The following is a 25,843-nucleotide window of genomic DNA, read 5'->3' on the forward strand; positions in this document are numbered from 1 at the left end:
GGGGTTCGATCGGGCATCGCTGTATTTTGTAAGATACAGCGATTGCCCCGATCCAGGCAGACGGATACCGCCGATGACCATGATGCTTCCCGAATTGCTCCGATCCGCCGTCACCGAGGCGGGGTTGCCGTTGGCGGCCCTGCGGCGCGCACGCTCGCTGTCGCAGCGCGCGGTCCGGCAGATCGCGTCCGGCATCCGGCCCGGCATGACGCATGCGCAGGCCACGGCCCTGGCGGCGACGACGCTGCAGGCGCTGGAGATGGAGCGCAACTGGCATCCGGTCGCGATCCGCTTCGGCGAGGACACGCTCAAGACCGCCAGGGACGCATCCGACCCGGGCCGCGTGCTCGGCGAACAGGACATCTTCTTCATCGACATCGGCCCCGTGTGGGAAGGCCACGAGGGCGACGCCGGCGAGACCTTCGTGGTCGGCGGTGATCCCCAGATGGAGGACTGCGCGAGAACCGTGCGAGCGATCTGGCATGAAGTGGGTTCGCGCCTGCGCACCGAGGGCCTCGATGGCGAGGCGCTGTATGCGTACGCGACGCAGCGTGCGCAGGCGAGGGGATGGCGCCTCAACCTGGGCCTCCACGGGCACCGTGTCGGCGACTTCCCGCCTGCGATTCCCGCGGCCGGGCGCGATCCGGGACTCTGGGTGCTGGAGATCCAGATCGCGCATCCGACGCGCCCGTTCGGCGCGTTCTACAAGGACCTGCTCATCGCGGACGAAGTGGTGCACGAAGCCATCTGCTAGCGCGGCCCGCCCGATGACGTTCACCCTTCCCACGCCCCCGAGGCGGCGACTCGAAGCCAGCGCGGACACGGTCCTGTCGCTGATCCAGGCGCAGGCCTTCGAACACGCGCTGCGGGCGTTGAATGCGGCGGTTCCGCACCGCTTCACCGCCATCTTCAAGCTGCAGGGCGACGAGGTCAGGAACGTGCTGCTGATCGACAAGCTCGGGCAGCCCCGGCCCGAACGCTTCGCCGTCTTCCCGCTCGCGGACAGCTTCTGCCGGTTCGTGCTGCGCGACGCCTTCCTTCATGTCGAGGACTCCACCCGGGAGGCCCTGCTGGACGGCAGCCCCTACCAGGGCGTGATCCGCGCCTACCACGCCGTCGCGTTGACGCTGCTCGATGCGCGGGTGGTCGGGACGCTGAGCCACTTCGACACCGTGCCGCGCAAGCTCGACGACGGGCATTTCGGCCTGCTCGTGCTGGCAGCCCGCGCGCTTCCCGAATACCTAGTGGACGCGGACATCTGGGACTGATTCAGCCGAAGGTGAAGGCGAAGGCCTCCACGCCCGGATCGAGGAACTCGATCTCGAAGCGCCGGTCGGCCACCGCGCCGCGCTGGCGCACCAGCTGGTAGAGACGCTGGCCGTCGACCACGCCCTTGCCCTGCGCGTCGATGTCGATGCCGTGGTCCTCGCCCGGCGGCTTGCCGTCGATGGTCACCTTGATGCGCACGGGATGTCCCGGCGCCGTCGATCCGAGCACTAGGTGCAGGTCGCGCGCATGGAAGCGGTAGGCGATGCGCCCCCGCGCCTTGTCGAGCACCGCGCTTTGCCCGCCCACGGTCCAGTTGCCGCCGAGCGCCCACTGGTTGGCCTCGAGCCGGGACGGTGCCGTGTAGGCGTGCGCCTTGCCACGGACCGGACCACCGGGCGAGACGAAGTTCTCGGCGCGTTCGTAGCCGATGTAGGTCTCGGGCGATCTCACGTTCGCGCTGTCCGCCGCGGCCTGCGCACCCTGCGCCTCGACCTGGACGAGGCCGCCCGGCATCGTGCCCCGGCCCGCTTCGGCCAGCAGCTGCCGGATCACCTGCTCCGACTCGTCGTAGGCACCTTCGCCGAAGTGGTGATGGCGGATGCGTCCCCGCGCGTCGATGAAGTAGTGCGCGGGCCAGTACTCGTTCTTGAAGGCGCGCCAGATCGCATAGTCGTTGTCGACCGCCACCGGGTAGTCGAGCTTCAGGTCCTTCACGGCCTTGCGCACGTTGTCGAGCTTCTTCTCGAACGCGAACTCCGGTGCATGCACGCCGATCACCACCAGGCCCTCGTCCTTGTACTTCTCGGCCCAGGCGCGCACGTAGGGCAGGGCGCGCAGGCAGTTGATGCACGAGTAGGTCCAGAAGTCGACCAGCACCACCTTGCCGCGCAGGGCCTCCATGCTCAGCGGCGGCGAGTTGAGCCATTGCACGGCGCCGTCGAGCGAGGGGGCGGGACCTTCGGCCGGCAGCGCCGAGGCGGATGTGCCTTCGGCCCGCATCGCGGCGTTCGCGGCCATCATCGCGTTGGAGCCCGCCATCATCACGGTGGAATCGGGCCCGGTCGTCGCCAGCGGCGCTTCGTCGCCGGACGGCGCGGCCTCCCTGGGCCGCACCCTGTCGATCAGCGCCTGCTCGACCGACGAGGTGCCCGCCAGCGAGAGCTGCGCCAGCACACCGGTGTCCAGCCCCAGCGCGATCGCCGCCACGCCGCACAGCAGGGCCGCGCCGATGCCGCGGCGGATCCATTCGCCCGCGCCCAGCGACTGCTTCATGGCCTTGAACAGGCGCCCGCCCGCCAGCAGCGCGCCAGCCAGCGAAGTGGCGGCGCCCGCCGCATAGGCCAGCAGCAGCAGCGAGGTCCGGACGCTGGCACCGCCGAGCGCGGCGCCGGTCAGCACCAGCCCGAGGATCGGGCCCGCGCAGGGCGCCCACAGCAGGCCCGTGGCGACGCCGAGCAGCAGGGAGGTGCCGAAGGCGGAGCGCGGCGCGCCGTCAGCGCCGGCCTCGGCCGAGGCGGACAGCCGCTCGCCCCAGCCCACGAGCGGCCGCGCGAGCCGCTCGGACAGCCCCGGCAGCAGCAGCGCCAGGCCGAACAGCGCCATCAGCACGATCGCGACCATGCGCCCGTACTGGTTCGCCTGCACGGCCCGGCCGCCGCCGACCGCGGCGAGCGAGGCCACGCCGGCGAAGGTCAGCGCCATGCCGACCAGCAGCGGCAGCCCGTTGCTCATGAACGGCCGGTCGCCGCGCGCGAACACGAAGGGCAGCACCGGCAGGATGCAGGGGCTCAGGATGGTCAGGACCCCGCCCAGGTAGGCGACGACGAACAGCAGCATGGTGGAGGGCCAGGGTGCGGGGAATCGGGATCAGGCGGCGCCGGGCGCGAACTTCATCGCCAGGCCGTTCATGCAATAGCGCAGGCCCGTGGGCTTGGGGCCATCGTCGAACACATGGCCCAGGTGGCCGCCGCAACGGCGGCAGTGCACCGAGGTGCGCGTCATGCCGAAGGAGCTGTCGCTCTTCTCGCCGACGGCATTCGGCAGCGGCTGCCAGAAGCTGGGCCACCCGGTCTTGCTGTCGAACTTCGTCTTCGAGGAGAAGAGCTCCAGCGCGCAGCCCGCGCAGGCGAAGCGGCCCTCCCGGTGTTCGTCGTTGAGCGGGCTGCTGTAGGGCCGCTCGGTCCCGTCCTGCCGCAGCACCGCGTACTGGTTCGGCGTGAGCAGCTTGCGCCATTCGGCGTCGGTTCGGGTGACCTCGAACTTGGCCGGTTCCGCGGCGTGCGTGGCGCCGGAGTGCCAGCCCCAGGCAGCGGCCACCGCGGCCGCCAGTGTCGAGGCCGAGGCCCCGAGGAAGAAACGACGATCCGGACGATGGGTCATGACAACTCCTGGACGATGAGCGGCGGATGCCGCCCTCGATATGTACTCGTGAATATAACGAAGCAGATGCGGGGCGCCAGGTTGGCGCAACGCCGCCGCTTCGAACGCTAGTTCGGTTGCCAGGGGCAAATGGTTACGCCCCCGGGCATCCACTTCGCCCGGCCGCCCGGGCCTACCCCTTGAGTTCTTCGCCGATCTGGCGCCGCATCTCGTCGGCCAGCGGATGCAGCACGTTCGCCTCGTTCGCCCCCACCACGCCATAGCCCAGCCCGCGGTCGGCCCAGGCATAGCCCGCGTGCGGGCCGTCGATCCGCTTCATGGTCGGCGTGTCCTGGTCGACGGCCATCGGCCGCACCATCAGCGCGAGCCGCGTGGCCCGCGCATCCTGGTAGATGAAGAGGCCGGCCGGGCCGTGCTCGGTCATGACCAGGCGGCCGCCCACGAAGCCGTAGCCCGCGGCCGCGAGATCGGGGATCGCGACCTGGCGTCCCAGGCGCGACGAGACCCAGCCGACGAGCTCCGCGCGCTGCGCGGGACCCATCTCCACGGGCCGGCTGGCGTCGGAGGCATAGGTCTCGTAGCCGCGCGCCGCTTCGCGCCCCAGCGCGAAGATGCCGCCGGCCTCGTTCGCCTGCACCCCGCGCAGCGACCATCCCGCGCCGCCGCCCACGCCGAGCGCGAGCACCAGCGCCGCGGCCATGCCCCACGGCCATCGGCGCGAAGGCGTGCGCCCGACATCGCGCGCCTGCCGGTCGTGCTCCGCCACCATGCGCGCGAGATTGAGCGACGGCGGCAGCGGCTCCTCGGCGATGGGCGCCAGCGCCTCGCGCAGTTCGCGCCGGTGCCGCGCATGGGCCTCGACCTCGCGTGCCGCCTCGGCATGCTGCCGCAGGTAGTCCTGCACCTGGGCATGGCGGCGCGGGTCGAGCACGCCGTCGACGTAGGCATGCAGGTCTTCTTCGAGGATGGGGCGGGCGCCGGGTGGATCGACGTTCATTTGAGTCTCCGCAGGTGGGGGCGTGCCGAATGCTCGGCATGCGACGGATCGGCCGGTGGCATGGCCTCGACGCCGTCGAGCATGCGATGCAGCCGCTGGCGCGCGCGGGCCAGGCGCGACATGACGGTGCCCACCGGAATGCCGAGCGCCGCGGCGGCTTCGGCATAGGACAGGTCCTCCACGGCGACCAGCAGCAGCACCGCGCGCTGGTCTTCCGAGAGTCCGTCGATCGCGCGCATCAGCTCGTGATGCCGCACGCGATGCTCCTGCTGCGCGGGCATGCCCAGCGCCTCTTCGTCGATCTTGTCGATCTCGTCGATGGCCAGGTGCAGGCCGCGGCGCGACTGCTGGCGCATGCGCTGCACCGCGAGGTTGTGCAGGATCGCGAAGACCCAGGACCGCGTGTCCTCGGCCTCGCGCCGCTGGGCCCAGCGCGCGATCACGCGCTCCAGGCAGTCCTGCACCAGTTCGTCGGCCGATTCGCGGTCCCGCAGCAGCGCGCGCGCATAGCGCCGCAGGGCGGGAATCATCGGCTCGACGAGCAGGATCAGGTCGCTCATGGATGCGCGTGGCGGTGGATCGCGAAAGGGCCCGGCGCCATCAGAGGTCCTGGACCTGCACCGGGGCCGCGGGCCTGCCGCCGACCTGCGGCGCGATCACCAGGTAGCGCCGAGTATCGCCCGCGGCGCCGTCCTTCACCTGCTGGCGGATCGGCCCGATGGCATTCACGATGGCGGCGCCCGCCGGGTTGGTCATGAAGCTGGCGAGCGGCTGCAGCGTGCCGCTGCCGTCGGGCTTGTCGGCCAGCGCGAGCACATAGGGCTGCTTCGGCTCCAAGCCGGTGGCCGAAGCCTGCAGCACCTGCAGCAGGCCCTGGTCGAAGAGGGCCACGCTGGTGGGCGCGCCAGCCGCGGCCGCCTGCCTGCGCGGCCCGGCCGCCACCAGCGAGAGGTGGGCGACCTGGCCCGCCAGTCCCGGCGGCTGCAGGCCCTGCGTGCCGTCGCCCGCACCGGCCGGCACCGCGTTCGGCACATAGGCGATCGCCTGCGGCGCCTGGCCGATGGGCACGTTCGCGACCACGGTGTGGGTGGCCGTGTCGATCGCGGCCAGCGCATCGGCGTTCTCGAGTCCCACGTAGATGCGCTTGCCGTCGCCCGAGGGCCACACGCCGTGCGGCAGCTTGCCGACGGGAATGGTCGCGACCTGCGAGAAGTCGTCGGTGCGGAACACCTTGACCTGGTTGAGGCCGCCCACGGTCACGTAGGCGAAGCTGCCCTTGGCGGTGGTGGCGAAGTTGACGTGGTTGGTGATCGGCCCCGTGTCGAAGGCCTTGATCGGCGCGAACGGCGGCTTCGCATCGAACACCATCGTGCGGCCGATGTCCTTGAGCGTGAGCCAGACCTGCTTGCCATCGGGCGTGGCGGCGATATTGGGGCAGAACGGGCTGTCCTGCTTCATGCGGCCCACGACCTGCTTGCTGGCCGTGTCGATCACCACGGTCTCGGGATTGAACGAGGAGCAGATGTAGCCGTACTTGCCGTCGGGCGAGAAGATCTGCATGCCCGGGCCGTTGGGCGTGGCGATGCGCGTCTTCTCCTCGAAGGTGGCGGCGTCGAGCACCGCCACATGGCTCTCGCCGCGCACCGTGACCCACACCTCCTTGCCGTCGGGCGTGTAGAAGGCCTCGTGCGGCGAGCGGCCCACGTAGGTGGTGTGCTTCACCGCATTGGTCGCGGTGTCGATGAAGCTCACCGAGTTCGAGCCGATCGACACCACCGCGAGCGTGCGGTGGTCGGGCGAGAAGCCCATGCCGTGCACCAGCACCTGGCCGCGGTACAGCGGACTGAAGTTGCCGGGCGCCGGATCGCCGAGGCGGATCACGCCCAGCAACCTGTTGTCGACGGGATCGGTGACCGACACCGTGTTGGAGAACTGCTCGGCCGCGTACACGCGGTCGCGGTGGCTCATGGGGATGTCGGCCTCGGCGGCGGCGCGCGGCGCCTGGCCGGCCTGCGCGCAGGCGGCCGAGGCCAGCAGCGCGAGGGCCGTCAGCCAGCGGGGGAAGCGGGGGGAGGGGCGGTTCTTCATGCGTGCTCCAGGAAAAAGATGGCGTGGGCCCGGCGTCCCTCAGGGACGAACGGGCTGCGTGGGTGCGGGCGTGGAAGGCGGCAGCGGCTGGTCGAGCGCCAGGCGCATGGCGGCGATCTCCTGCTGCTGCTCGACGATGATTTCCTGCGCGATGCGGCGCAACTGCTCGTTGCCGCCGTGGCGCAGCTCGGCCTGCGCCATGTCGATCGCGCCCTGGTGGTGCGCGATCATCATCTCGGCGAAGTCGCGGTCGACGTTGCCCGAGGACTTGATGTCCATGCCGGCCATCATCCGGGCCATGGCCGCGTCGTTCTCGGCGGCGAATCCCGCCTGCGCCGGGTCGCGGGAGCTGCAGACGTCCATCAGCCGGGCCATCAGGCCGGCATCGCCCGCCATGCCGGTCGATGGCCCGCGCAGGGCGCCGAAGGCGGCCGCCGCGCCCGCGAGGGCCACGGCGCCGAGGGCCAGGACGCGGGTGCGCCGCGGGCGGAAGGAAGGGGTCGTCTGCATCGTTCGTCCTCGAAGAAGAGGGGCTGTTGCAGACGTAGACGCCGCCGCGGGCGGCTTATTCCATGCGATGCGATATTTCTTCGGGCCCGCCTTCGGCCATCTCCGACGCCACGCAGTGCGCCACGAAACGCTGCAGGTTGCCCGACAGCCGCTTGCGGGCGTGGTGCACGAGGTAGAAACGGCGCGCGAGTTTCGGCAGATCGGTCTTCAGCACGACCAGGCGGCCCAGCGTGACCAGGTCCTCGACCGCGCAGCGCGACAGGCAGGCCAGGCCCAGGCCCTCGACCGCGGCCTGCTTGATCGCCTCGGTGCTGCCGAACTGCATCTCCTCGCGCAGGTGGTGCAGCTTCGGCAGCAGGGCCTGCTCGACGGTCTCGCGCGTGCCCGAGCCGACTTCGCGCAGCAGCCAGGACGCCTGGCGCAAGGCCTCGAGCGGCACGCCCGCGCCGCTCCCCGCAGGCGGCGGCGCGCTCGAGGGCGCGCAGACGATCACGAGCTCGTCCTCGAGCCAGGGCTGCACGCGCAGGTCCGGTTCGTGGCAGGGCCCTTCGATCAGGCCGATGTCCACGTCGAGCCGCGCCACGGCCGCCGCGACCTCGCGCGTGTTGCCGATTCGCACGTCCACGCTGACGGCCGGCCAGGTGCGCCGGTAGCTCGCCACCAGCGCGGGCAGCAGGTAGTTGCCGATCGTGGTGCTGGCGCCGACCCGCAGCCGGATCGCCGGTGCCTCCACGGTGCCGCCCACCGGCCCCATGCCGAACTGGGCCTCGATGTCCTGGACGTCGTCGAGCGCCGCTCGCGCGCGCGGCAGCAGTGCCCGCCCCACGTCGTTAAGCACCAGCCGCTTGCCGACCCGGTCGAACAGCCGGGAGGACAGCAGCCCCTCGAGTTCGTTGAGCGCGCCGCTGATGGCGGACTGGGACAGCGCGATGCGGGCCCCGGCCGCCGTCGTGGTGCCCGTTTCCGCGACGGCGATGAAGATCTGGAGTTGGCGCAAGGTCAGGCGCATGGGCCTCTTTATATCTGTTCGACAGATTGTTTATAGCAAAACTATCTGTTTGCCGGTTATGCAGGCGGCGGCCAAAGTTCGCTTCATGCCTCCCGAAGCCGACCTCCTGGCGCGTTCCGCCAGCACCGCATCTCCCCCGTCGCATTCCGCCGCGAGCACCGGCAGTCCGCCCTGGCGCGCCTGGCTGCCCGGCCTGGCGTTGACCGCCGCCATCGCGGCGCTCGCGATGCAACTGGGTCGGCAGGACTGGTTCCAGGCCCGCGGCATCAGCGCCCTCACGCTCGCGATCGTGCTGGGCATGCTGGTCGGCAACACGGTCTACGGGCGTGTCGCGCCTGTCGCCGCCGCCGGCGTGGGGCTCTCCAAGACCCGCCTGCTGCGGCTGGGCATCGTCCTGTACGGCGTGCGGCTGACCTTCCAGGACATCGGCAACGTGGGCTGGGCCGGCTTCGCGATCGACGCGCTGGTGCTGTGCAGCACCTTCGGCATCGCCTGCGTCCTCGGCACGCGCGTCTTCGGCCTCGACCCGAAGACCGCCATGCTGATCGGCGCCGGCAGCTCGATCTGCGGCGCCGCCGCGGTGATGGCCACCGAGCCCGTGGTGCGCGGGAAGGCGGAGCAGGTCGCCGTGGCCGTGGCGACGGTCGTCGTGTTCGGCACCGTGGCCATCTTCCTCTACCCGATGCTGTACCGGCTCGAAGCCGTGCATGCCCTGGTGCCGATGACGCAGTCCGGCTACGGGCTGTTCGTCGGCTCGACGGTCCACGAGGTGGCGCAGGTCGTGGCCGCCGGACGGGCCGTCGGCGAGCAGGCCGCCGACACGGCCGTGATCGCGAAGATGGTCCGCGTCATGATGCTGGCGCCGTTCCTCATCGTCCTCTCGGCGTGGCTCTCGCGCCGCCCGGGCGGGTCCGACATGGCCGGCACCCAGGGCACGAGCGGCATCGTCATTCCGTGGTTCGCGCTCGGCTTCGTCGCGGTGGCCGGCTTCAACTCGCTCGCGCTGCTGCCGCCCGCGGCCATCGACCGGATCGTCGACATCGACACGGTCCTGCTCTCGATGGCCATGGCCGGCCTCGGCCTCACGACCCACGTGTCGGCGATCCGCAAGGCGGGCGCCAGGCCCCTGGCGCTGGCGGCGCTCCTGTTCGCCTGGCTCGTGGTCGGCGGCCTCGCGATCAGCGCGGGCGTGGCACGGCTCTGGAGCTGAGCCGCGGCGCGGCGCGCTTCCGAAGGCGCATCACAGGGGATAGCGTGGCGCGGCGTCCTTGACCGTCATCCACTGCCACTGGGTGAACTCTTCCCAGTTGGCGGGCCCGCCGATGCTGGTGCCGTTGCCCGAGGCGCCGACGCCACCGAAGGGATTGACCACCTCGTCGTTGACCGTCTGGTCGTTGATGTGCAGCAGGCCCACGCGCAGTTGCTCGCCGATCGCCATGGCCCGGCCCACCGATCTCGAGATGATGGCGGCCGAGAGCCCGAAGTCGGTCTGGTTCGCGAGCCGCACCGCTTCCTCGTCGCTGTCGAAGGGCGTGATCGAGGCGACCGGGCCGAAGATCTCCTCCTCGAACGCCGCCATGCCCGGCTTCACGCCCGACAGCACCGTGGCGCCGAAGAACAGCCCCTTCGCCTCACCGCCCGCGGCGAGCTTCGCGCCCTGCGCGACCGAGCGATGGACGATGTCCGTCGCGTGGTCCACCTGGCCCTGGTTGATCAGCGGGCCCATCGCGACCTGTCCGCTCGCGGGATCGCCGACCGGCAGGTTGTTCGCCTTCTCCGCCATGCGCCGGGTGAACTCGTCCGCGATCTTCGAATGGACGAGCACGCGCCCGGCCGACATGCAGATCTGCCCCTGGTGCAGGTAGACGCCCCAGGTCGTGTTCGCGATGGCGAGGTCCATGTCCGCGTCGTCGAGCACGATCAGCGAGTTCTTGCCGCCGAGCTCGAGCGACAGCTTCTTCAGGTGCTCGCCGGCCACCTTGCCGACGCGACGGCCGGCGGCGGTCGAACCGGTGAACTGGATCATCCCGACGTTCGGGTCCTTGCACAGCGCCTCGCCGGCATCGCCGCCACCGGGCAGCACGTGGAGCACGCCGGCGGGCAGGCCCGCGTCCTCGAACAGCCGGGCGATGCTGAAGCCGCCGCACACCGAGGTCCGCGGATCGGGCTTGAGCACCACCGCGTTGCCGACCGCGAGCGCCGGCGCCACGGCTCGCATGGCCAGATACAGCGGAAAGTTGAATGGCGAGATCACGCCCACCACGCCGATGGGACGGCGGCGCGCGATGCTGAGCCACCCGGGCTCCGAAGGCAGCACCTGGCCCTGGGCCTGCGACGGCATCGCGCTGGCCTCGTGCAAGGCCTTGATGGTGACCGCGAGCTCGAACTCCGCCTTGGGCCGGATCGAGCCGCTCTCGCGCACCAGCCAGTCGACGATCTCCTCGCGGTTCGCGGCGGCGAGTTCGGCGGCCTTGCGCAGCACGGCCGCGCGCTGGTCGTAGGGCGTGGCGGCCCAGGCGGCCTGGGCCGCGCGTGCATCGGCGGATGCCGAGGCGATGTCGTCGGGCGATGCGATCGCCACGGCGCCGAGGGTGCGGCCGGTGGCCGGCTCGATCACGTCGCTCGATTTTCCGAGGGCCCGCCAGCCGCGGCTGAAGGCCTTGCTGTTCCAGGTCGTCGACGCCAGCCATGGGCCGGCGGCATCGGGGGTGGTGGTCATGGGGAAGGTCCTTCCTGGATGAGGATCGGGGATCTGGCAGGCGCCGGCAAGGCGACGCCTAGAAGAGGCGTGCGTCAAATCATTGAGCAGCACCCCGAGCTTCGCTCTAGGGAGATGCTGATCAATGAGCGCTGCTGCGCTGGTTGAAATGATCGCGACGCGAGGCGGTCACGAGTGCGATCGAGTTTGCGCGATGAAGGCTCATTGGCGCGCATTTCGAGCCTTTGAAGACACCACTTTCGATGTTCAAGACGCACCTCGGGCCGCCGCACGCAGCAACGATCTCCTGGCGATGACCAGGTTGGCCAGCCCGAACAGGATGAACAGCTGCGACTGGTTCTTCGCAAGGCCCTTGTAGCGGGTCTTTTTATGACGGAACAAGTTCTTGATCACGTGGAACGGGTGCTCGACCTTGGCGCGAATGCTCGCCTTCAACTGCTCGGCCTTCTCGAGCATGCGCGCCCACTCGCGCGTCAAGTCCAGTTGCCGGCGCTTGCCCGGCTGCATCGCCACGTGCCACTTCGGGCCCTGTGCTTCCTCGCGCTTGTCGACGCCCCGATAGCCGGCGTCGCCGAAGGCCGCGGCCTCCTCTCCATGAAGCAGCGCGCCGGCTTGCGTCACGTCGTTGACGTTGGCCGCCGTCGCAACCATCGTGTGCACCAGGCCCGACTGAGCATCCACGCCAATGTGCGCCTTCATGCCAAAGTGCCAGGCGTTGCCCTTCTTGACCTGATGCATCTCGGGATCGCGCGCGTTGCCCTCGTTCTTGGTCGAGCTGGGCGCTGCGATGATGGTCGCGTCCACGATGGTGCCCGCGCGCATCAGAAGGCCTTGCTCGGCAAGATGGGCGTTGATCTCGTCGAACAGTGCCTTGGTCAGATCGTTGTCCAGCAGCAGTCGTCTGAACTTCAGCAGCGTGGTGGCATCGGGCACCGACTCGCGCGACAGGTCGATGCCCACGAAGTCGCGCAGCGCCTGGCTGTCGTACAGCGCGTCCTCCAGCGCTTCGTCGGCCAGGCCATATCACTGTTGCAGGCAGTACATGCGCAACATCCTGGAAATGCCGATCGGCTGACGCCCGACGCGCCCGCTCGTGGGGTACAGCGGCTCGATCACTGCGATCAAGCGAGACCACGGCACAACGCGCTCCATGTCGGCAAGAAACTTCTCGCGCCGCGTCTGCTTCTTCTTCATCGCGTACTCGGCGCTGGCAAAGCTGCGTTGGTTCATCTTGGTGGTGCTGTGACTTGTGGTGTCTTCACCCACGCACGGGCCGTGCCTGCCGCGACCTATTGATCAGCATTTCCCTAGGAGATTCCCCCATACCGTCGGCCGCCATATCTCTATATTCAACAAAATATAGCGATGGCCGATTTCTTCAGCCGGTCGCGACGGCGGGCCGCATCAGCCCGATGGCCTCGCGCGCCAGCGCATCGATCGAATCGGTCAGCACCACATCGAACTCCCCGCGCCGGGCCGCCGGCACGGCCAGCGGCAGCTCGGTGCAACCGAGCACCACCGCGCGCGCGCCTTGCCGCGCGAGCGCACGAATGCCTTCGGCCGCGGGTGCGAAAGCCTCGTCGATGCGGTTGGCCTTCACGGCCGCGATCGCGGGCACGCACAGGCGCCGCACCTCCTCGGTGGAGGGTTCGATGGGCTGGTAGCCCGCGTCACGCAGGTAGCGCTGGTACAGCCCCATCGCGATGGTCGCAGGCGTGCCGAGGATGCCGACCTTGCCTTCGGTCACGCCCTGGCGGCGCAGGTCCGCCACCACGGCCTCGACGATGTGCAGCAGCCGGGTCGGGCTCGCGGCCTGCAGCTGGTCGAACCACAGGTGGGCGGTGTTGCACGGGATGGCGATGCAGTCGGCGCCTCCGGCCACCAGCGTGTCGATGCCGCGCAGCATGCCGGGCAGCGGGCTCGGCCCCTGGCCGAGGAAGGCCGAGGAGCGATCGGGAATGGCGGGGTCGTTGCACAACAGCACCGGGATGTGCTGCTGGTCGTTGTCGGCCGGCGTGAGCTGCACCATGCGCAGCGCGAAGGCGGCGCCGGCCAGCGGGCCCATGCCGCCGAGCACGCCCAGCCGCCGCGGTGCGCTCATCACGTGGCGGCTCCGTCGCGCCAGGCCCGCGCGAGCCGGGCCGAGAGTTCGGCCGCCGCCTCGCAGGGATCGATCACGGGCACGCCCACCGCGGCTTCGAGCGGGGCGCGCAGCTCGGCCATGCCGGCGCAGCCGAGCAGCACCACGTCGGCGCCATCCTCGTCGACCAGCAGGCGCGCCGCCGCGATCATCGGCGCCAGCGCATGGGCGGCGTCGCCCGACAGGTGCACCGGCAGGTCGAGCGGCCGTTCGGCCACCACGCGCTCGCGCACGCCCAGCGCCTCCCAGTAGCGCAGGTGGCGCGGGATGGCGGCACTCGCGATGGCGATCACGCCCACGCGCGCGCCGCGCGCCATGGCGGCACGCATGCCGGCCTCGCCCAGGCCGACGACCGGCCGCTCGCTGCGCGTGCGCGCGGCGGCGATGCCGGGGTCGCTGAAGCAGGCCAGCACGAAGGCATCGGCCTCGGCGGCATGGGCGGCCACGTCCTCGGCCGCGAGGCGCGCGCCCAGCTCGAAGTCGTCCTGCGTGACGATGCCGGGCGGGCCGTCGTGCGCGGTGACGCAATCGAAGTCGCATTGCGCGGGCGGCACGGTGGCGCGGAAGGCGCGTGCCACGGCCTCGGTCACCGAGACGCTGCTGTTCGGGTTCAGCACGCGCACGCGCGGCAGGGTGGCGTGCGTGTTCATGCCTTGTCCTCCCCGAGGCCGATCAGCGCCTTCAGCACACGGCCGTGCGGGCGCTGCGCGGGCGCCACCGGGGCTCGGCGCGCGAGGTCCGGCGCGCCGCGGCGCAGGTACTGGCCGCTGCCGCGCTCGGCATGCAGCGCGCCATCCTCGATCACCACGCGCCCGCGGCTCACGACCACCTCGGGCCAGCCCTGGATGGTCCGGCCCTCGTAGGGCGTGTAGCCGGCGTTGTCGTGCAGCATCGCGGCGCTGATGGTGGTCTCGCGCTCGGCGTTCCACACCGCGATGTCGGCGTCGGCGCCCAGCGCGATCGCGCCCTTGCGCGGCGCCAGGCCGTAGAGCCGGGCGTGGTTGGTGGCGGTGAGCGCCACGAACTGGTGGATGTCGATGCGCCCCTTGAGGAAGCCTTCGCTGAACAGCAGCGGCAGGCGCAGTTCGATGCCGGGCACGCCGTTGGCCATTTCCTTGAAGGTGGTGGCGTCGCCCTTGGGCAGCTTGCCGGTCTCGTCGAAGCGGTAGGGCGCGTGGTCCGACGAGTAGGTGGCCAGGGTGCCGTCGATCAGGCCGCGCCAGATGGCTTCCTGCGCATCGGCATCGCGCGCGGGCGGCGAGCAGCAGAACATCGCGCCCTCGAGGCCCGGGCGGTCCATGTCGGCCGCCGTCAGGAACAGGTACTGCGGGCAGCTCTCGGCCAGCACGTTGGCACCCAGGGTCTGGGCCTGGCGGATCACTTCCACGGTGTCGCCGCCGGCCACGTGCACCAGCAGCAGCGGCACGTCGACCAGCCGCGCCAGCGCGATGGCGCGGTAGGCGGCCTCGGTCTCGGCCAGCGGGTCGTGCGCCACGCCGTGGAACTTGGGCGCGGTGTGGCCGCGGTCGATCAGGCGCTGCGCGATCCAGCGGATCATGTCGTTGTTCTCGGCATGCACCATCACCAGCGCTCCCTCGGCCCGCGCCAGCGCGAGCACCTCGAGCAACTGGTAGTCCTCGAGTTTCATGCGGTCGTAGGTCATGTAGACCTTGAGCGAGGTGATGCCGTCGCGGATGGCCGCGGGCAGGTCGGTCGAGAGCGTGGCGTCGTCGGGATTCGCGAGGATCAGGTGGAAGCCGTAGTCGATCACCGCCTTCTCGGCCGCGCGCCGGCTGTAGTCGGCCAGCACCTCGGGCACCGACATCTCGCGGTGCTGCGCCGCGAAGGGAAGGATGGTGGTGGTGCCGCCGAAAGCGGCCGACACGGTGGCCGAGTAGAAATCGTCGGCGCACATCATGCCCATGCCCGAGCGCTGCTCGACGTGGCAATGGCTGTCGATGCCGCCCGGCAGCACCCAGCGGCCGGTGGCGTCCACGTCGCGGCGGCCCGGCGGCAGCGAGCCGCCGATGGCGGCGATGCGGCCGTCGCGCACGCCGAGGTCGCCCTCGACCACGCGGCCGTCGGTGACGATGCGCCCGCCGCGGATCGTGAGGTCGAAGGGTTCTTCGCCGATCAGCGAAGCGATGGTGGTGTCCATGAGGGGTTCCGTGCGCGCGTTCAGACCAGCGGCTCGCCCGCGCCCGTGCGCTCGACGATCAGGCGGTAGTGCTCGGGGCGGCGGTGCTTGGCGAAGTTGAACACGTGCTGGCGGAAGTATTCGCCCAGCGACATGTCGGCCTTCACGCAGATCACCTCGTCGTCTTCCGTGAGCGAGCGCGCCACGATCTCGCCCGTGGGCGCAACGATGGCCGAGCTGCCGATCATGTGGTGGCCGTCTTCCGAGCCGCACTTGGCGGCCGCCGCCACCCAGATGCCGTTCTGGTAGGCATTGGCCTGCAGCGACACCAGGTGCGTGGTGGTGCGCAGGTGCACCGGCTCGTTCCAGTGGATGTTGAGCGAGGGCGTGTTGTAGCCCAGCACCACCACCTCGGCGCTCTGCAGCGCCATCACGCGGTAGGTCTCGGGCCAGCGCCGGTCGTTGCACAGGCACATGCCGAAGCGCGTGCCCATGGTGTCGAAGACGCGGAAGCCCAGGTCGCCGACCTCGAAGAACTTCTTCTCCAGGTGCTGGAACGGCGCCTCGGGCTTGTGCTCGGAATGGCCGGGCAGGTGGATCTTGCGGTACTTGCCGACGATGGCGCCCGCGCGGTCCACGATGATCGCGGTGTTGTAGCGCGTGCCCTCGGGCGTCAGTTCGGCATAGCCGAGGTAGAAGCCCAGGCCGAGCTTCTTCGCCTCGTCGAACAGCGGCTGCACCTGCGCATTGGGCATGGCCGGCTCGAAGAAGCGGGCCTCGGCCTCGGCCTCGTCCATCCAGTAGCGCGGAAAGAAGGTGGTGAGCGCGAGCTCGGGGAACACGACCATCTCGGCACCGCGACCCTTGGCGTCGCGCATCAGCTCGACCATGCGGCGCACGACCGCCTCGCGGGTGTCCGCCAGATGTACCGGGCCCATCTGGGCGACGGCCAGGCCCAGGGTACGTTTGCTTGTCATCATTGCTTCCTCAATCAGCGTTGGTGGTTGTAGTGGACAGGCGCCTCAGGCGGCCTTGGGGTTGGGTCGGCGCTGGCGTTTCTCCAGCCGCCCCAGCAGCACGACCAGCGGCCACAGCAGCGCGAGATAGATCAGCGCGGCTAGCACGATGGGCGTGGGGTTGTAGAGCATCGATTGCGCGGAGCGCGCGGCATACAGCATCTCGGGCACCGACACCACGCTGGCGATGGTGGTGAGCTTCACCACCTCGATCATGTTGCTCACGAGGTCGGGGAACACGTTGCGCACCGCCTGCGGGATCTCCACGAACAGCAGGCTGGCCGGGCGGCCCATGCCGGTGGACAGCGCGGCCTCGCGCTGGCCGCGCGGCACCGACTCCAGGCCCGCGCGCAGGATCTCGCCGAAGTAGCTCGAGTTGTTGAGCATGAAGCCCAGCGCCACGCAGGCCATCGGCGAGAGCTCCATGCCGAGGTAGGGCAGGCCGGTGTAGAGGAAGATCAGCAGCACCAGCGGCGGGAAGGCGCGGAAGAAGTCGATGTAGACCACGAGCAGCGCGCGCACCAGCCGGTTGCGGATCACGAAGCCGGCCAGCGCCAGCACCATGCCGGCCGCCAGCCCGAGCGGGATCACCCAGGCCGACAGCAGCAGCGTGTTGAGCAGGCCCTGCAGGATGTAGGGCCCGACCTCGCGCACCACGCCGAGGTTGAAGAAGTACTGGAGGATGAGTTCCATGGAGGGCTCCGTTCGGCGGCGTCAGTGGCGGCCCGCGCCGTGGCGCCGCTCGATGTAGCGCCCGGCGACCACCACGGGCAGGAAGATCACGAGGTAGCCCAGCGCGCCCATCATCAGCGGCGTGGGATTGCCCGCGAAGCTGGTGGCCGAGGTGGCCTGGTTCAGGATCTCGTTGAGCGCGGCCACCGAGCCGTAGGCCGTGCCCTTGGTGATGGCGATCACGCGGTTGGTCAGCGGCGCCACCATCAGCCGGCACGATTGCGGCAGCAGCACGTGCACCATGGCCTGCGTGTGGCTCAGGCCGGTGGAGCGCGCGGCCTCCATCACGCCGCGCGGCTGCGACTCGATGCCGGCCCAGAACACCTCCTCGGAGAAGGCCGCGAGCACCAGCGTCAGGGCCAGCCAGGTCGAGGCGAAGGCGCCGAGCGACACGCCCAGGAAGGGCAGCGCGTAGTAGAGCAGGATGATCAGCACCAGCGGCGGCAGCGCGCGCAGGATGTCGACCAGCGTCGACACCAGCAGCGGCAGCCCGCGCACCGGCAGGCTGCGCAGGTAGGCCAGCACGATGCCCAGCGCCAGGCCGGCGGCGATCACGGCCAGACCCAGCTCGATCGTCACGCGCGCGCCGTCCAGCACCTGGGGCAGGTAGCGCGCGGCGATGTCGCCGTTGAAGAAGGTGAAGACGAGCTTGTCGAACTGCATGCGGCGCTTCCGGTCGGTCGCTCAGAGCGCGCGGCTGCCGATGCTGGCGATGAAGGCCGCGGTGCGCGCATGCACCGGCGCCTCGAACACCTGCGCGGGCGAGCCCTGCTCGACGATGACGCCGCCGTCCATGAACACCACGCGGTCGGACGCCGCCTTGGCGAAGCCCATCTCGTGCGTCACCACCACCATGGTCATGCCGTCGGCGCGCAATTCGCGCATCACCTGCAGCACGCCGCCGACCATCTCGGGGTCGAGCGCGCTGGTCGGCTCGTCGAACAGCACCAGCGCGGGCTTCAGCGCGATCGAGCGCGCGATGCCCACGCGCTGCTGCTGGCCGCCCGACAGCTGGGTCGGGCGCACGCGCGCCTTGTGCTCCATGCCGACGCGCGCGAGCGCCTCCATGGCGCTGTGCTCGGCCGCGTCGCGCGCCATCTTCTTAACCTTGCGCAGCGCCAGCGTCACGTTGCCCAGCACGTCGAGGTGCGGGTAGAGGTTGAAGGCCTGGAACACCATGCCCACGCGCTCGCGCAACCGGTTCAGGTTGGCGCCGCGCGCATAGATGTCATGGCCCTCCACGCGCACCTCGCCGCGACTCGCGTCCTCCATGCGGTTGCAGCAGCGCAGCAGCGTGCTCTTGCCCGAGCCCGAGGGCCCGATCACCGAGACCAGCTCGCCCGCCTGCACGTCGAGGTCGATGCCGTTGAGCACGGGAACGCTGCCAAAGGATTTGTGCAGGTTGCGGACTTGCAGGAGCGGGGAAGACGTCACGGCGATGCTCGGCTTGTGGGGGACTGGGTGGACGGGAAGGGCAGGGACGCGCTTACTTGCAGACCGGCTTGGCGCTCGTGGCCTCGTAGCCGAACAGGCCCGGGATGCCGTGGCCGGCGGGCGAGACCACCGTGGCCGAGTCGGCCGCGGGCTCGGCGCCGAACCACTTCGTGTGCAGCTTCTGCAGCGAGCCGTCGAGCTTCATGCACTTGAGCACGTTGCTCACCTGGTCGCGCCCGGCCTTGTCCTCGATGCGGAACGGAATGGCCCAGACCGAGCCGGTCTTGATGACGAAGGTGGTCTTGATCGCCGGCGTGCTCTTCACGGCCCAGGCCGAGGGCGTGACGCCCGCCAGGTTGGCGTCGCCGCGGCCCGAGATCACGGCCTGCACCGCGTCGGCGTTGGTGCCGTAGACGGCGATCTCGTAGCCGTACTGCGCCTGGTTGTTGCGCGCCCATTCCTCGGGGCCCGAGCCCTTGTTCACGGCGATGGTCTTGCCCTTGAGGTCTTCCAGGCGCTGGATGTCGTTGCGATCCTTCTTCACGACCAGCGTGAAGTTGTTCTCGAGGTAGCCCTCGGTGAAGAGCACGGACTTCGCGCGCTCGGGCGACACCGTGGTCGGCGCCATCAGGAAGTCGAACTTGCCCGCGTTGAGCGCGGGGATCAGCGCCGAGTACTGCGCGCCCTCGATCTCGATGCGGCGGCCGAGACGCTTGGCGATCTCCTCGCCGAGCTCGACGTTGAAGCCCTGATAGCCGCCGCTGAGCTTGGGGAAGGCATGCGGCGGGAAGTTGGGATCGACGCCGGTGCGCAGCGGCGCGGGCTGGGCGGCGGCGCCACCCGCGATGAGGGCGAAGGCCAGCGGCGCCAGCAGGGACTTGAGGTGACGGAACATGGGCTTTTCTCCAGAAATAGTCGCGGTCGGAACGGCAGGGTTCGCGGGGTGCGAACTGCATCGCCGTGGTGTGCGGCGGCCATGCGACGAATTATTTCGAGCGGGAAAAGCGGCGTCGATTGATGCTTTGTGCGGCGTCCTTGCGCGTGGGTTAACACCTGGCCTCGGGCTGGTGCACCATGCTGGCGCACGCCTATATGCGGTGCGAATCGCATGCTATTGGGGCATTCCCTGGCCCGCGGCGGCGGGCCCGCCGGTCAGTCCTCCTGCACTTGCGGCGCGGCGAGCCCGCGCTGCATCAGCACGCTGCGCAGGGTGCGCGCGAAGGCTTCGGCGGCCGGCGAGAGCGGGTCGGTGCGCAGGTGCACGAGGTGCGCGACCAGCGGCTCGATGCCTTCCACCGGCAGGATGCGAAAGCGCGCGTCGGGCCAGGCCTGCAGCGAGAACTCGTCGACCAGCGCGATGCCCGCGCCCAGGTGCGTGAGCGCGCAGGCGTTCTGCGGCGAACCCACCTCGAGCATGGTGCGCGGCACGTTCTCCTGCGAGGCGAAGAAGTGGCGCACCAGTTCGCCGAAGGGCGTGCCGCGCGGGTACGACATCAGGTCGTAAGGCAGCAGGTCCTGCGCGCCGACCGCGTTACGCGCGGCCAGCGGATGCGTGCGCGGACAGATGCACACGATGCGGCAGCGCGCGACCGGCATCGTGATGAGGTTCGGATGGTCCACCGCCTCCAGCGAGATGCCGAGGTCGAAATGCCGGCTCAGCAGGCGCTCGCGCAGCAGGTCCTGGTTGAGGCACTTGAAATGCACGCGCGTCTCGGGGTTGGCCTGGTGGTAGTGCGCGATCGCCATCGGCACCAGCATGTGGCCGATGCCCGGGCTCGACACCACGCTGATCAGGCCCGAGCGGCGCGCCGAGAGCTCGTGCGTGAGGTCGCTGATGCGCTGCACGCCCTGGTAGACGTCCTCGACCTCGTGGTACAGGCGCCGCGCCTCGGCCGTGGGCGACAGCCGGCCCTTGATGCGCATGAAGAGCGGAAAGTTGAGCTGGGTCTCGGTGTGCGAGAGCACCCGGCTCACGGCGGGAACGGACACATGCAGCAGGCGGGCGGCATCGCTCACGGAGCCGGTGGCCATGATGGCCCGGAACACTTCGATTTGGCGCAGATTCATGGCGCGGAACTTTAGCGCTACATCGCGCCGCCCCTGGAACCGCGCCGCGGGCGCCTATTCCTGCAGCGCCGCCTGCGTGTGCTCGATGTGCTTCTCGAGCAGTTCCACCGCCAGCGGGATGTTCTTGGCGATGCAGGCCTTGAGGATTTGCGAATGCTCGGACTGCGAGGACTTGCGCCCCACCTTATGCGACTGCAGGGCGCGCAGGTGGCGCGCGATGCCGCGCACGCTTTCCTCGATCATCCTGAGCAGCTTGTCGCGCCCGCAGGGGCGGTAGAGCGTCAGGTGGAACTCGAGGTTGAGGTCGGCCCACTCCTGCGGCGATTCGCTGCCGTCGTAGCGCGCGATGATCTCGCGCGCGGCGCGGTGGTCGGCGGGGCGCAGGTGCGGGATCGCGAGCTTGAGCGCGCGGGTCTCGAGCGCGATGCGGATGTCGAGCGCCTCGACCAGGTCCTTGATCGACTGCGACGCGACGGTCGAGCCCGCGTGGGCGCGGTGCTCGATCAAGCCCTCGGCCTCGAGCCGCTTCAAGGCCTCGCGCACGGGGATGCGGCTGACGCCGAAGCGCTCGGCCAGCGCCTGCTGCTTGAGCTGCACGCCGATCCCCAGTTCGCCGCTCAGGATCAGTTGCCGCAAGGATTCCGTGACGGAATCGGCCGAGAGGATCTGCTCGCCGGTCGGTGCCTGGGCCACCATTCGAACTCCCTTGTTGTCTTCGCCATGAACTGCGGGGATTCTACGGAAGATCCCATTTCGGATCCCTTGGACGAGGGGGCCGGGACATCCTGTATAGCCGGCAGCCGCGGCAACGGTTAAAAACGAGATCCTGGATTGGATCCAATCTGGAACGCTTCTTGCTCGCCGTTTTTCCTGAAGTTCGGAAGGGGCCTGCCAGGCGACGAATGTGTGCGTTGCGCCCCACATTGGATCCAATCTTGAATTCAATCATGGAGCCATTCCTAGGTATTTGCCCTTGATTTGCCCTCTTGCCCGTTGCGGTGGAAGCGAATGGCTGCCTAACATCTGTACCTGTCTATACATCAGTAGACAAAGCCCAATCATCTTTCTGGAGAGTTCATGTCCGAGTCGAGTTATCTGAGCGGCGCCTGCGTTTGGTCGGGTGCCGAGATGGGCCAAAACCATCGGTGGGTCAAACAGTTTCCCGCCGTCGTTCTGGATCAAATCGATACTGCGTTGCAAAAGACCGAGGGCCTCGACTGGCGCCGGATCGACCGCCAGAACTTCCCGCTGCCCGATGCCAAGGCCTTCTTCGACGAGGTGCGAGAAGAACTCGAGAACGGCTCGGGCATGGTCAAGATCCGCGGCCTCGAGGTGGGGCGCTACCAGCAGGAAGAGCTGCGCCGCATCTGGTACGCGCTGGGCGCGCACCTGGGCACGCCGATGTTCCAGAACTACCGCGGCGAGGTGATGCGCGAGATCAAGGACGAGGGGATGGGCGTCGGCGCCAAGCTCTACGGCGCGACCGTCGACGAGCATGGCAAGCAGTTCCTCTCGTCGGGCGCGCGCACGCTGTCGCCGGGACAGCTGCGCTTCCACACCGACCGCTGCGACGTGGTCGGGCTGCTGTGCGTGCGCCAGGCTTCCGAAGGCGGCGTCAGCAAGCTCGCGAGCAGCGCGACGGTCTACAACCGCATCCTCGAGCGCCGGCCCGACCTGCATGCGCTGCTGTGCCAGCCGATTCCGCGCAGCCGCTTCGGCGAGGAAGCCGGTGGCGAGCACGTGGCCTACGACCTGCCGATCTTCGGCGTGCGCGACGGCAAGCTCACGAGCCACTTCTCGCTGACCTACATCGAGAATGCGCAGATGCTGCCCGGCGTGCGCAAGCTCGGCGAGGCCGAGCACGAAGCCATCCAGTTGCTGATGCAGGTGGCCGAGGAGGAATGCTTCGAGATGCGCTTCGCGCCCGGCGACATCCAGCTGCTCAACAACCACGTGATCTACCACGGCCGCACCGCCTTCAAGGACAACGTGCAGACCGGCGAGGACCGCATGCTCATGCGCCTGTGGCTCTCGGTGCCCAATTCGCGCGCGCTGCCGCCCGACCATGCCGTGCTGTGGGGCGATGTCGGTTCGGGCAAGCCGCACGGCGGCATCGCGCAGCCCGCGGCGGCGCTGCCCGCCTGAACCCGCGCCCTGGTCGGCGCCCGGCCAGGCCCTGGATCCCTGTCTTCGCCGCAGGACCTCCTTTGCAAGGGGGTGCTGCCTTCTGCAACTTGCGTGCGTTCTCGCTGGAGGTTCCCATGAATGGATGGATGCGATGGCTGGCCGTGGCTTTCATGATCTGCACGGCCGGTGCCGCGTCGGCGCAGGACTGGCCGAGCCGGCCGATCCGCTTCGTCGTGCCCTGGCCGCCCGGCGGACTCAACGACACCATCGCCCGCGCGTTCAACGACCGCGTCGGGCAGGCGCTGGGGCAGCCGGTGGTGCTGGACTTCAAGCCCGGTGCCGCGGGCCGCATCGGCGTGTCGGACGTGGCGCGCTCCGCGCCCGACGGCTACACCGTCGGCATGGGCAACCTCGGGCCGCTGACGATCCATCCGGTGCTCTACAAGCAGATGCCCTACGACGTGAAGAAGGACCTGCTGCCGATCGCGATGTTCGCCGCCTCGCCGCTGGTGCTGGTGGTGCCCGTCACTTCGCAGTTCAAGTCGGCGCGCGACCTGGTCGAGGCGGCGCGCGCGAAGCCCGGTGCCTACAACTTCGCCTCGGTGGGACTCGGCAGCCCCGCGCACCTGACCTTCGAGCTGGTGAACGCCAAGGCCGGCATCCAGATCGTCCACGTGCCCTACAAGGGCACCAACGAAGCCCTGCCCGCGGTCATCGCGGGCGACGTGCACGCCACCTTCGACACGCTGTCGAGCCTGCAGCCCTTCATCAAGGCCGGCAAGCTGCGGCCGCTGGCCGTCACCACGGCCGAGCGCGTCGCGCAGTTCCCCGAGGTGCCGACGCTCAAGGAGCTCGGCCTGCTCGACGACCCCGTGCTGTCCTGGTATGCGCTGATCGCGCCGGCGCGCACGCCGGCCGCGATCGTCGCGAAGCTGTACAAGGCCTATGGCGATGCCGCGCAAACCCCGGAGATCCAGAAGCTGCTGGCCGCGCAGGGCCTGATCTACCTGCCGATGTCCTCGGCCGAATTCCAGGCCGGCATCGACAAGGAGACCGCCCGCTGGGGTCGGATCATCCAAGACCACCGCATCGAAGTCACGCCCTGAACACCACGCACACCGCCACCCGGACCGCTTTTTTCCCTCGATTCCAACCAACCCAACGGAGCCCCGACATGACATCCCCCAAGCGCCAGCGAACCACGTCCCACGCCAGGCCCATCGCCTCGGTACTCGCAGCCCTCCTCGTGAGCGCCGCCTCGTTCGCGGCTTCCGCGGCGCCGGACTACGGCAAGTGCGAAGTCACGGGCCAGCGCGGCTCGGTGAAGCTTGAGACCGTGGTGCCGGGCGCGCTGTCCGTGCGGCCCGTGCTGCCGTCGCCCGGCTGGTGGAACGGCGACTCGATCGACACCATCAAGGACGGCTTCGAATACTGCATGGCCGCCAACATGGCCTACCGCGCCGGCCTCGACAAGGTGATGGTGGTGAACCGCTCGTTCGCGCAGATCCTCACGGGCCAGGCGCAGGGCTTCGACATCGCGCTGAGCCAGATCACCATCACCGACGAGCGCAAGAAGGTGGTGAACTTCACCGAACCCTACTTCAGCTCGGACCAGGGCATCCTCGTGAAGGCCGGCGTCAAGGTCGACAAGGAGAGCATCAGGAAGCTGCGCCTCGGCGTGAAGCAGGGCACCACCATCCTTGGCTACCTCGCCGACAACGTCAAGCCGGTGGAACAGCCCAAGGTCTTCGCCGAGGCGGCCGCGATGTACGCGGCGCTGGCGGCCGGCCAGGTCGATGCCGTGCTCTACGACACGCCCAACCTGCTGGCGCGCGCCAAGCAGTCGAACGGCCTGTTCGAGGTGGTCGGCCGCTACGACACCGGCGAGCGCTGGGGCGGCCTCGTCAACAAGGACTCGCAGAACATGGCGACCTTCAACAAGCTGATCGACGAGATGAAGCGCGACGGCACCTTCGCGCGCCTGGCGAACCAGTACCTGACGCCCAGCCTCGGCGCCGATCCCACCAAAGTGCCCGTCTTCAATCCCTGAGACCGAGATCCGACCATGAACAGTGCAACGCAGCAGTCCGCCGGCCTGCCTTCGCCCGTCGCGGGGCAGGAGCGCCGCCTGAACATCGGAGGCATGCCGAAGGTGCCGCTGATGCTCTTCCTCTTCGCGCTGGCGGGCGTGATCCTGGTCGTCGCGGCCAGCTGGTACACCCTGCAGTCCCTGCGCGAGGCCCTGCGGGGCAGCGCCTGGGACGGCTGGTGGATCACGGCCGGGGCCGGGGTCCTGGCGCTCGCGTCGCTGGCCGTGGTCCGGCCGCTGTGGCGCGCCTTCCAGCGCTGCCGCGGCGTGCGCGCGGCGGCGGGCCGCATGGACATCGTGGCGGCGCGCATCGAGCGCTCCGACGCCTGCGTGCAGAGCTGGGTCGCGCTCGGCCACACGCTGGCGCAGTTCATCGTGGTGCTGGGCTTCCAGTTCCTGCTGGCCAACAACCAGGCGGTCGCCAAGACCTTCTTCCTGGTGCCGCTGATCGTGAAGACCTTCCCGCTGGTCCTCGATGCGTTCTGGGTCAACGTGAAGATCTTCCTGATCGCCGAGGTGCTGGTGCTGGTCTGGGGCCTGATCGTGGCGCTCGCCATGTTCGCGCCCGGGGCCGCCGGCAAGCCACTGCGCTTCATCGCCACCGCCTATGTCGACGTGTTCCGCTCGATTCCCGCGGTGCTGGTGATCTACCTGGTCGGCTTCGGCCTGCCGTTGACGGGCGTGCCCATCCTCAAGGACCTGTCGCTCACGACCTATGTCGTGATCGCGCTGACCCTGACGGTCGGTGCCTACGTGGCCGAGATCTACCGCGCGGGCATCCAGAGCGTGCACTGGAGCCAGACGGCCGCCTCCCGGTCGCTCGGGCTGTCGCACATGCAGACGCTGCGCTTCGTGGTCGTGCCCCAGGGCGTGCGCCAGATCATTCCGCCGCTGCTCAATGCCTTCATCGCGCTGCAGAAGGACACCGCGCTGGTCAACGTGGTCGGGGTGGTCGACTCCTTCAACCAATCGATGATCGTGGCCTCCAACTACTACAACCTGTCGGCCGCGACCACCGTCGCGCTGCTCTTCATCGTCATCTCCATCCCGCAGACGCGCTTCGTGGAGCGCATGGCCCGCCGCGATCGCGCCCGCATGCGGGCGGGCAACGCATAACCGAGTCCCCACAC

At 69.5% G+C, this 25,843-nt stretch carries 25 protein-coding genes and 1 pseudogene; 7 read left to right on the plus strand and 19 right to left on the minus strand.

Annotated elements, in window-relative coordinates; all coding sequences use genetic code 11:
* Window positions 1-73 precede the first annotated feature (73 nt).
* Both ACEN9J_RS33280 and ACEN9J_RS33285 read left to right on the plus strand, forming a co-directional pair.
* A complete protein-coding gene (locus tag ACEN9J_RS33280) occupies window positions 74-754 on the plus strand; it encodes a M24 family metallopeptidase (protein ID WP_064262252.1) in 681 nt (226 codons plus the stop codon).
* A gap of 13 nt (window positions 755-767) precedes the next feature.
* Window positions 768-1,268 (plus strand): guanylate cyclase, encoded by a 501-nt coding sequence (locus ACEN9J_RS33285; protein ID WP_413765404.1) that lies wholly within the window; start codon window positions 768-770, stop codon window positions 1,266-1,268.
* A 1-nt stretch (window position 1,269) separates the two neighbouring features.
* On the opposite strand, the gene ACEN9J_RS33290 is transcribed toward ACEN9J_RS33285, so the two are convergent.
* The 7 genes from ACEN9J_RS33290 to ACEN9J_RS33320 form a co-directional block, all read right to left on the minus strand.
* Window positions 1,270-3,105, minus strand: a complete 1,836-nt coding sequence (locus ACEN9J_RS33290; RefSeq protein WP_413765405.1) for a cytochrome c biogenesis protein DipZ — start codon at window positions 3,103-3,105, stop codon at window positions 1,270-1,272.
* Between the two features lie 30 nt (window positions 3,106-3,135).
* Entirely contained in the window at window positions 3,136-3,648 is a 513-nt protein-coding gene (msrB, locus tag ACEN9J_RS33295; RefSeq protein ID WP_057593071.1) for a peptide-methionine (R)-S-oxide reductase MsrB, read from the minus strand.
* Between the two features lie 172 nt (window positions 3,649-3,820).
* Window positions 3,821-4,645: an anti-sigma factor family protein gene (locus ACEN9J_RS33300; protein ID WP_413765406.1), complete on the minus strand. Its 825-nt coding sequence runs from the start codon at window positions 4,643-4,645 to the stop codon at window positions 3,821-3,823.
* Window positions 4,642-5,205 carry an RNA polymerase sigma factor gene (locus ACEN9J_RS33305; RefSeq protein WP_057593069.1) on the minus strand — a complete coding sequence of 188 codons (564 nt, stop codon included), beginning with the start codon at window positions 5,203-5,205 and terminating at the stop codon, window positions 4,642-4,644. Before ACEN9J_RS33305 ends, ACEN9J_RS33300 begins: the two co-directional genes overlap by 4 nt.
* A 40-nt stretch (window positions 5,206-5,245) precedes the next feature.
* Window positions 5,246-6,733 carry a YncE family protein gene (locus ACEN9J_RS33310; protein WP_413765407.1) on the minus strand — a complete coding sequence of 496 codons (1,488 nt, stop codon included), beginning with the start codon at window positions 6,731-6,733 and terminating at the stop codon, window positions 5,246-5,248.
* A gap of 39 nt (window positions 6,734-6,772) precedes the next feature.
* Window positions 6,773-7,108, minus strand: a complete 336-nt coding sequence (locus ACEN9J_RS33315) for a DUF305 domain-containing protein (RefSeq protein WP_057593081.1) — start codon at window positions 7,106-7,108, stop codon at window positions 6,773-6,775.
* A gap of 190 nt (window positions 7,109-7,298) precedes the next feature.
* On the minus strand, window positions 7,299-8,252 hold the full coding sequence (locus tag ACEN9J_RS33320; RefSeq protein ID WP_261213158.1) for a LysR family transcriptional regulator: 954 nt from the start codon (window positions 8,250-8,252) through the stop codon (window positions 7,299-7,301).
* 85 nt (window positions 8,253-8,337) lie between these two features.
* Between ACEN9J_RS33320 and ACEN9J_RS33325 the strand changes: the two genes are divergently transcribed.
* Window positions 8,338-9,462 carry a YeiH family protein gene (locus ACEN9J_RS33325; RefSeq protein WP_413765408.1) on the plus strand — a complete coding sequence of 375 codons (1,125 nt, stop codon included), beginning with the start codon at window positions 8,338-8,340 and terminating at the stop codon, window positions 9,460-9,462.
* Between the two features lie 30 nt (window positions 9,463-9,492).
* On the opposite strand, the gene ACEN9J_RS33330 is transcribed toward ACEN9J_RS33325, so the two are convergent.
* The 12 genes and pseudogenes from ACEN9J_RS33330 to ACEN9J_RS33385 all read right to left on the minus strand — a co-directional run bounded on the left by ACEN9J_RS33330 (window position 9,493) and on the right by ACEN9J_RS33385 (window position 21,193).
* Window positions 9,493-10,971: a benzaldehyde dehydrogenase gene (locus tag ACEN9J_RS33330; protein ID WP_413765409.1), complete on the minus strand. Its 1,479-nt coding sequence runs from the start codon at window positions 10,969-10,971 to the stop codon at window positions 9,493-9,495.
* Between the two features lie 246 nt (window positions 10,972-11,217).
* Window positions 11,218-12,201: pseudogene (locus ACEN9J_RS33335) on the minus strand (IS5 family transposase).
* 148 nt (window positions 12,202-12,349) lie between these two features.
* Window positions 12,350-13,072 (minus strand): aspartate/glutamate racemase family protein, encoded by a 723-nt coding sequence (locus tag ACEN9J_RS33340; RefSeq protein ID WP_413765410.1) that lies wholly within the window; start codon window positions 13,070-13,072, stop codon window positions 12,350-12,352.
* Complete coding sequence (locus ACEN9J_RS33345; RefSeq protein WP_413765411.1) at window positions 13,072-13,761, minus strand: aspartate/glutamate racemase family protein; 690 nt, start codon at window positions 13,759-13,761, stop codon at window positions 13,072-13,074. The genes ACEN9J_RS33340 and ACEN9J_RS33345 overlap by 1 nt, the downstream gene beginning before the upstream one ends.
* On the minus strand, window positions 13,758-15,269 hold the full coding sequence (hydA, locus tag ACEN9J_RS33350; RefSeq protein WP_413765412.1) for a dihydropyrimidinase: 1,512 nt from the start codon (window positions 15,267-15,269) through the stop codon (window positions 13,758-13,760). Before hydA ends, ACEN9J_RS33345 begins: the two co-directional genes overlap by 4 nt.
* A gap of 20 nt (window positions 15,270-15,289) precedes the next feature.
* Window positions 15,290-16,225 carry an N-carbamoyl-D-amino-acid hydrolase gene (locus ACEN9J_RS33355; RefSeq protein ID WP_057593079.1) on the minus strand — a complete coding sequence of 312 codons (936 nt, stop codon included), beginning with the start codon at window positions 16,223-16,225 and terminating at the stop codon, window positions 15,290-15,292.
* A gap of 45 nt (window positions 16,226-16,270) precedes the next feature.
* Window positions 16,271-16,957, minus strand: a complete 687-nt coding sequence (locus ACEN9J_RS33360) for an amino acid ABC transporter permease (protein ID WP_057593062.1) — start codon at window positions 16,955-16,957, stop codon at window positions 16,271-16,273.
* A gap of 21 nt (window positions 16,958-16,978) precedes the next feature.
* On the minus strand, window positions 16,979-17,659 hold the full coding sequence (locus ACEN9J_RS33365) for an amino acid ABC transporter permease (RefSeq protein ID WP_261213147.1): 681 nt from the start codon (window positions 17,657-17,659) through the stop codon (window positions 16,979-16,981).
* A 21-nt stretch (window positions 17,660-17,680) separates the two neighbouring features.
* Window positions 17,681-18,430: an amino acid ABC transporter ATP-binding protein gene (locus tag ACEN9J_RS33370; RefSeq protein ID WP_057593060.1), complete on the minus strand. Its 750-nt coding sequence runs from the start codon at window positions 18,428-18,430 to the stop codon at window positions 17,681-17,683.
* 52 nt (window positions 18,431-18,482) lie between these two features.
* Window positions 18,483-19,325, minus strand: coding sequence for a transporter substrate-binding domain-containing protein (locus tag ACEN9J_RS33375; RefSeq protein WP_413765413.1), 843 nt, complete (start codon window positions 19,323-19,325; stop codon window positions 18,483-18,485).
* 257 nt (window positions 19,326-19,582) lie between these two features.
* Window positions 19,583-20,497 (minus strand): LysR family transcriptional regulator, encoded by a 915-nt coding sequence (locus ACEN9J_RS33380; protein ID WP_057593058.1) that lies wholly within the window; start codon window positions 20,495-20,497, stop codon window positions 19,583-19,585.
* A 54-nt stretch (window positions 20,498-20,551) separates the two neighbouring features.
* The gene (locus tag ACEN9J_RS33385) at window positions 20,552-21,193 is read right to left on the minus strand and encodes a GntR family transcriptional regulator (RefSeq protein ID WP_057593057.1); all 642 of its coding nucleotides are present in this window, start codon (window positions 21,191-21,193) and stop codon (window positions 20,552-20,554) included.
* A 498-nt stretch (window positions 21,194-21,691) separates the two neighbouring features.
* Between ACEN9J_RS33385 and ACEN9J_RS33390 the strand changes: the two genes are divergently transcribed.
* The 4 genes from ACEN9J_RS33390 to ACEN9J_RS33405 all read left to right on the plus strand — a co-directional run bounded on the left by ACEN9J_RS33390 (window position 21,692) and on the right by ACEN9J_RS33405 (window position 25,829).
* Entirely contained in the window at window positions 21,692-22,642 is a 951-nt protein-coding gene (locus ACEN9J_RS33390) for a TauD/TfdA family dioxygenase (RefSeq protein WP_261213141.1), read from the plus strand.
* Window positions 22,643-22,758: 116 nt separating this feature from the next.
* Window positions 22,759-23,730 (plus strand): Bug family tripartite tricarboxylate transporter substrate binding protein, encoded by a 972-nt coding sequence (locus ACEN9J_RS33395; protein ID WP_413765414.1) that lies wholly within the window; start codon window positions 22,759-22,761, stop codon window positions 23,728-23,730.
* 68 nt (window positions 23,731-23,798) lie between these two features.
* Window positions 23,799-24,674, plus strand: a complete 876-nt coding sequence (locus ACEN9J_RS33400) for an ABC transporter substrate-binding protein (RefSeq protein WP_413765415.1) — start codon at window positions 23,799-23,801, stop codon at window positions 24,672-24,674.
* Window positions 24,675-24,689: 15 nt separating this feature from the next.
* A complete protein-coding gene (locus tag ACEN9J_RS33405; RefSeq protein ID WP_413765416.1) occupies window positions 24,690-25,829 on the plus strand; it encodes an amino acid ABC transporter permease in 1,140 nt (379 codons plus the stop codon).
* Window positions 25,830-25,843: the final 14 nt, after the last annotated feature.

Origin of the sequence: Variovorax sp. Varisp41 (assembly GCF_047325085.1) — a bacterium.
In the GTDB taxonomy this organism is placed as follows: domain Bacteria; phylum Pseudomonadota; class Gammaproteobacteria; order Burkholderiales; family Burkholderiaceae_C; genus Variovorax.

Excerpts from the sequence above, each read along its gene's own strand:
- ACEN9J_RS33280 (WP_064262252.1), top strand. The coding sequence starts at position 74 with ATGACCATGATGCTTCCCGAATTGCTCCGATCCGCCGTCACCGAGGCG.
- ACEN9J_RS33285 (WP_413765404.1), top strand. The coding sequence starts at position 768 with ATGACGTTCACCCTTCCCACGCCCCCGAGGCGGCGACTCGAAGCCAGC.
- ACEN9J_RS33290 (WP_413765405.1), bottom strand. The coding sequence starts at position 3,105 with ATGCTGCTGTTCGTCGTCGCCTACCTGGGCGGGGTCCTGACCATCCTG.
- msrB (WP_057593071.1), bottom strand. The coding sequence starts at position 3,648 with ATGACCCATCGTCCGGATCGTCGTTTCTTCCTCGGGGCCTCGGCCTCG.
- ACEN9J_RS33300 (WP_413765406.1), bottom strand. The coding sequence starts at position 4,645 with ATGAACGTCGATCCACCCGGCGCCCGCCCCATCCTCGAAGAAGACCTG.
- ACEN9J_RS33305 (WP_057593069.1), bottom strand. The coding sequence starts at position 5,205 with ATGAGCGACCTGATCCTGCTCGTCGAGCCGATGATTCCCGCCCTGCGG.
- ACEN9J_RS33310 (WP_413765407.1), bottom strand. The coding sequence starts at position 6,733 with ATGAAGAACCGCCCCTCCCCCCGCTTCCCCCGCTGGCTGACGGCCCTC.
- ACEN9J_RS33315 (WP_057593081.1), bottom strand. The coding sequence starts at position 7,108 with ATGGCCCGGCTGATGGACGTCTGCAGCTCCCGCGACCCGGCGCAGGCG.
- ACEN9J_RS33320 (WP_261213158.1), bottom strand. The coding sequence starts at position 8,252 with ATGCGCCTGACCTTGCGCCAACTCCAGATCTTCATCGCCGTCGCGGAA.
- ACEN9J_RS33325 (WP_413765408.1), top strand. The coding sequence starts at position 8,338 with ATGCCTCCCGAAGCCGACCTCCTGGCGCGTTCCGCCAGCACCGCATCT.
- ACEN9J_RS33330 (WP_413765409.1), bottom strand. The coding sequence starts at position 10,971 with ATGACCACCACCCCCGATGCCGCCGGCCCATGGCTGGCGTCGACGACC.
- ACEN9J_RS33340 (WP_413765410.1), bottom strand. The coding sequence starts at position 13,072 with ATGAGCGCACCGCGGCGGCTGGGCGTGCTCGGCGGCATGGGCCCGCTG.
- ACEN9J_RS33345 (WP_413765411.1), bottom strand. The coding sequence starts at position 13,761 with ATGAACACGCACGCCACCCTGCCGCGCGTGCGCGTGCTGAACCCGAAC.
- hydA (WP_413765412.1), bottom strand. The coding sequence starts at position 15,269 with ATGGACACCACCATCGCTTCGCTGATCGGCGAAGAACCCTTCGACCTC.
- ACEN9J_RS33355 (WP_057593079.1), bottom strand. The coding sequence starts at position 16,225 with ATGACAAGCAAACGTACCCTGGGCCTGGCCGTCGCCCAGATGGGCCCG.
- ACEN9J_RS33360 (WP_057593062.1), bottom strand. The coding sequence starts at position 16,957 with ATGGAACTCATCCTCCAGTACTTCTTCAACCTCGGCGTGGTGCGCGAG.
- ACEN9J_RS33365 (WP_261213147.1), bottom strand. The coding sequence starts at position 17,659 with ATGCAGTTCGACAAGCTCGTCTTCACCTTCTTCAACGGCGACATCGCC.
- ACEN9J_RS33375 (WP_413765413.1), bottom strand. The coding sequence starts at position 19,325 with ATGTTCCGTCACCTCAAGTCCCTGCTGGCGCCGCTGGCCTTCGCCCTC.
- ACEN9J_RS33380 (WP_057593058.1), bottom strand. The coding sequence starts at position 20,497 with ATGAATCTGCGCCAAATCGAAGTGTTCCGGGCCATCATGGCCACCGGC.
- ACEN9J_RS33385 (WP_057593057.1), bottom strand. The coding sequence starts at position 21,193 with ATGGTGGCCCAGGCACCGACCGGCGAGCAGATCCTCTCGGCCGATTCC.
- ACEN9J_RS33395 (WP_413765414.1), top strand. The coding sequence starts at position 22,759 with ATGAATGGATGGATGCGATGGCTGGCCGTGGCTTTCATGATCTGCACG.
- ACEN9J_RS33400 (WP_413765415.1), top strand. The coding sequence starts at position 23,799 with ATGACATCCCCCAAGCGCCAGCGAACCACGTCCCACGCCAGGCCCATC.
- ACEN9J_RS33405 (WP_413765416.1), top strand. The coding sequence starts at position 24,690 with ATGAACAGTGCAACGCAGCAGTCCGCCGGCCTGCCTTCGCCCGTCGCG.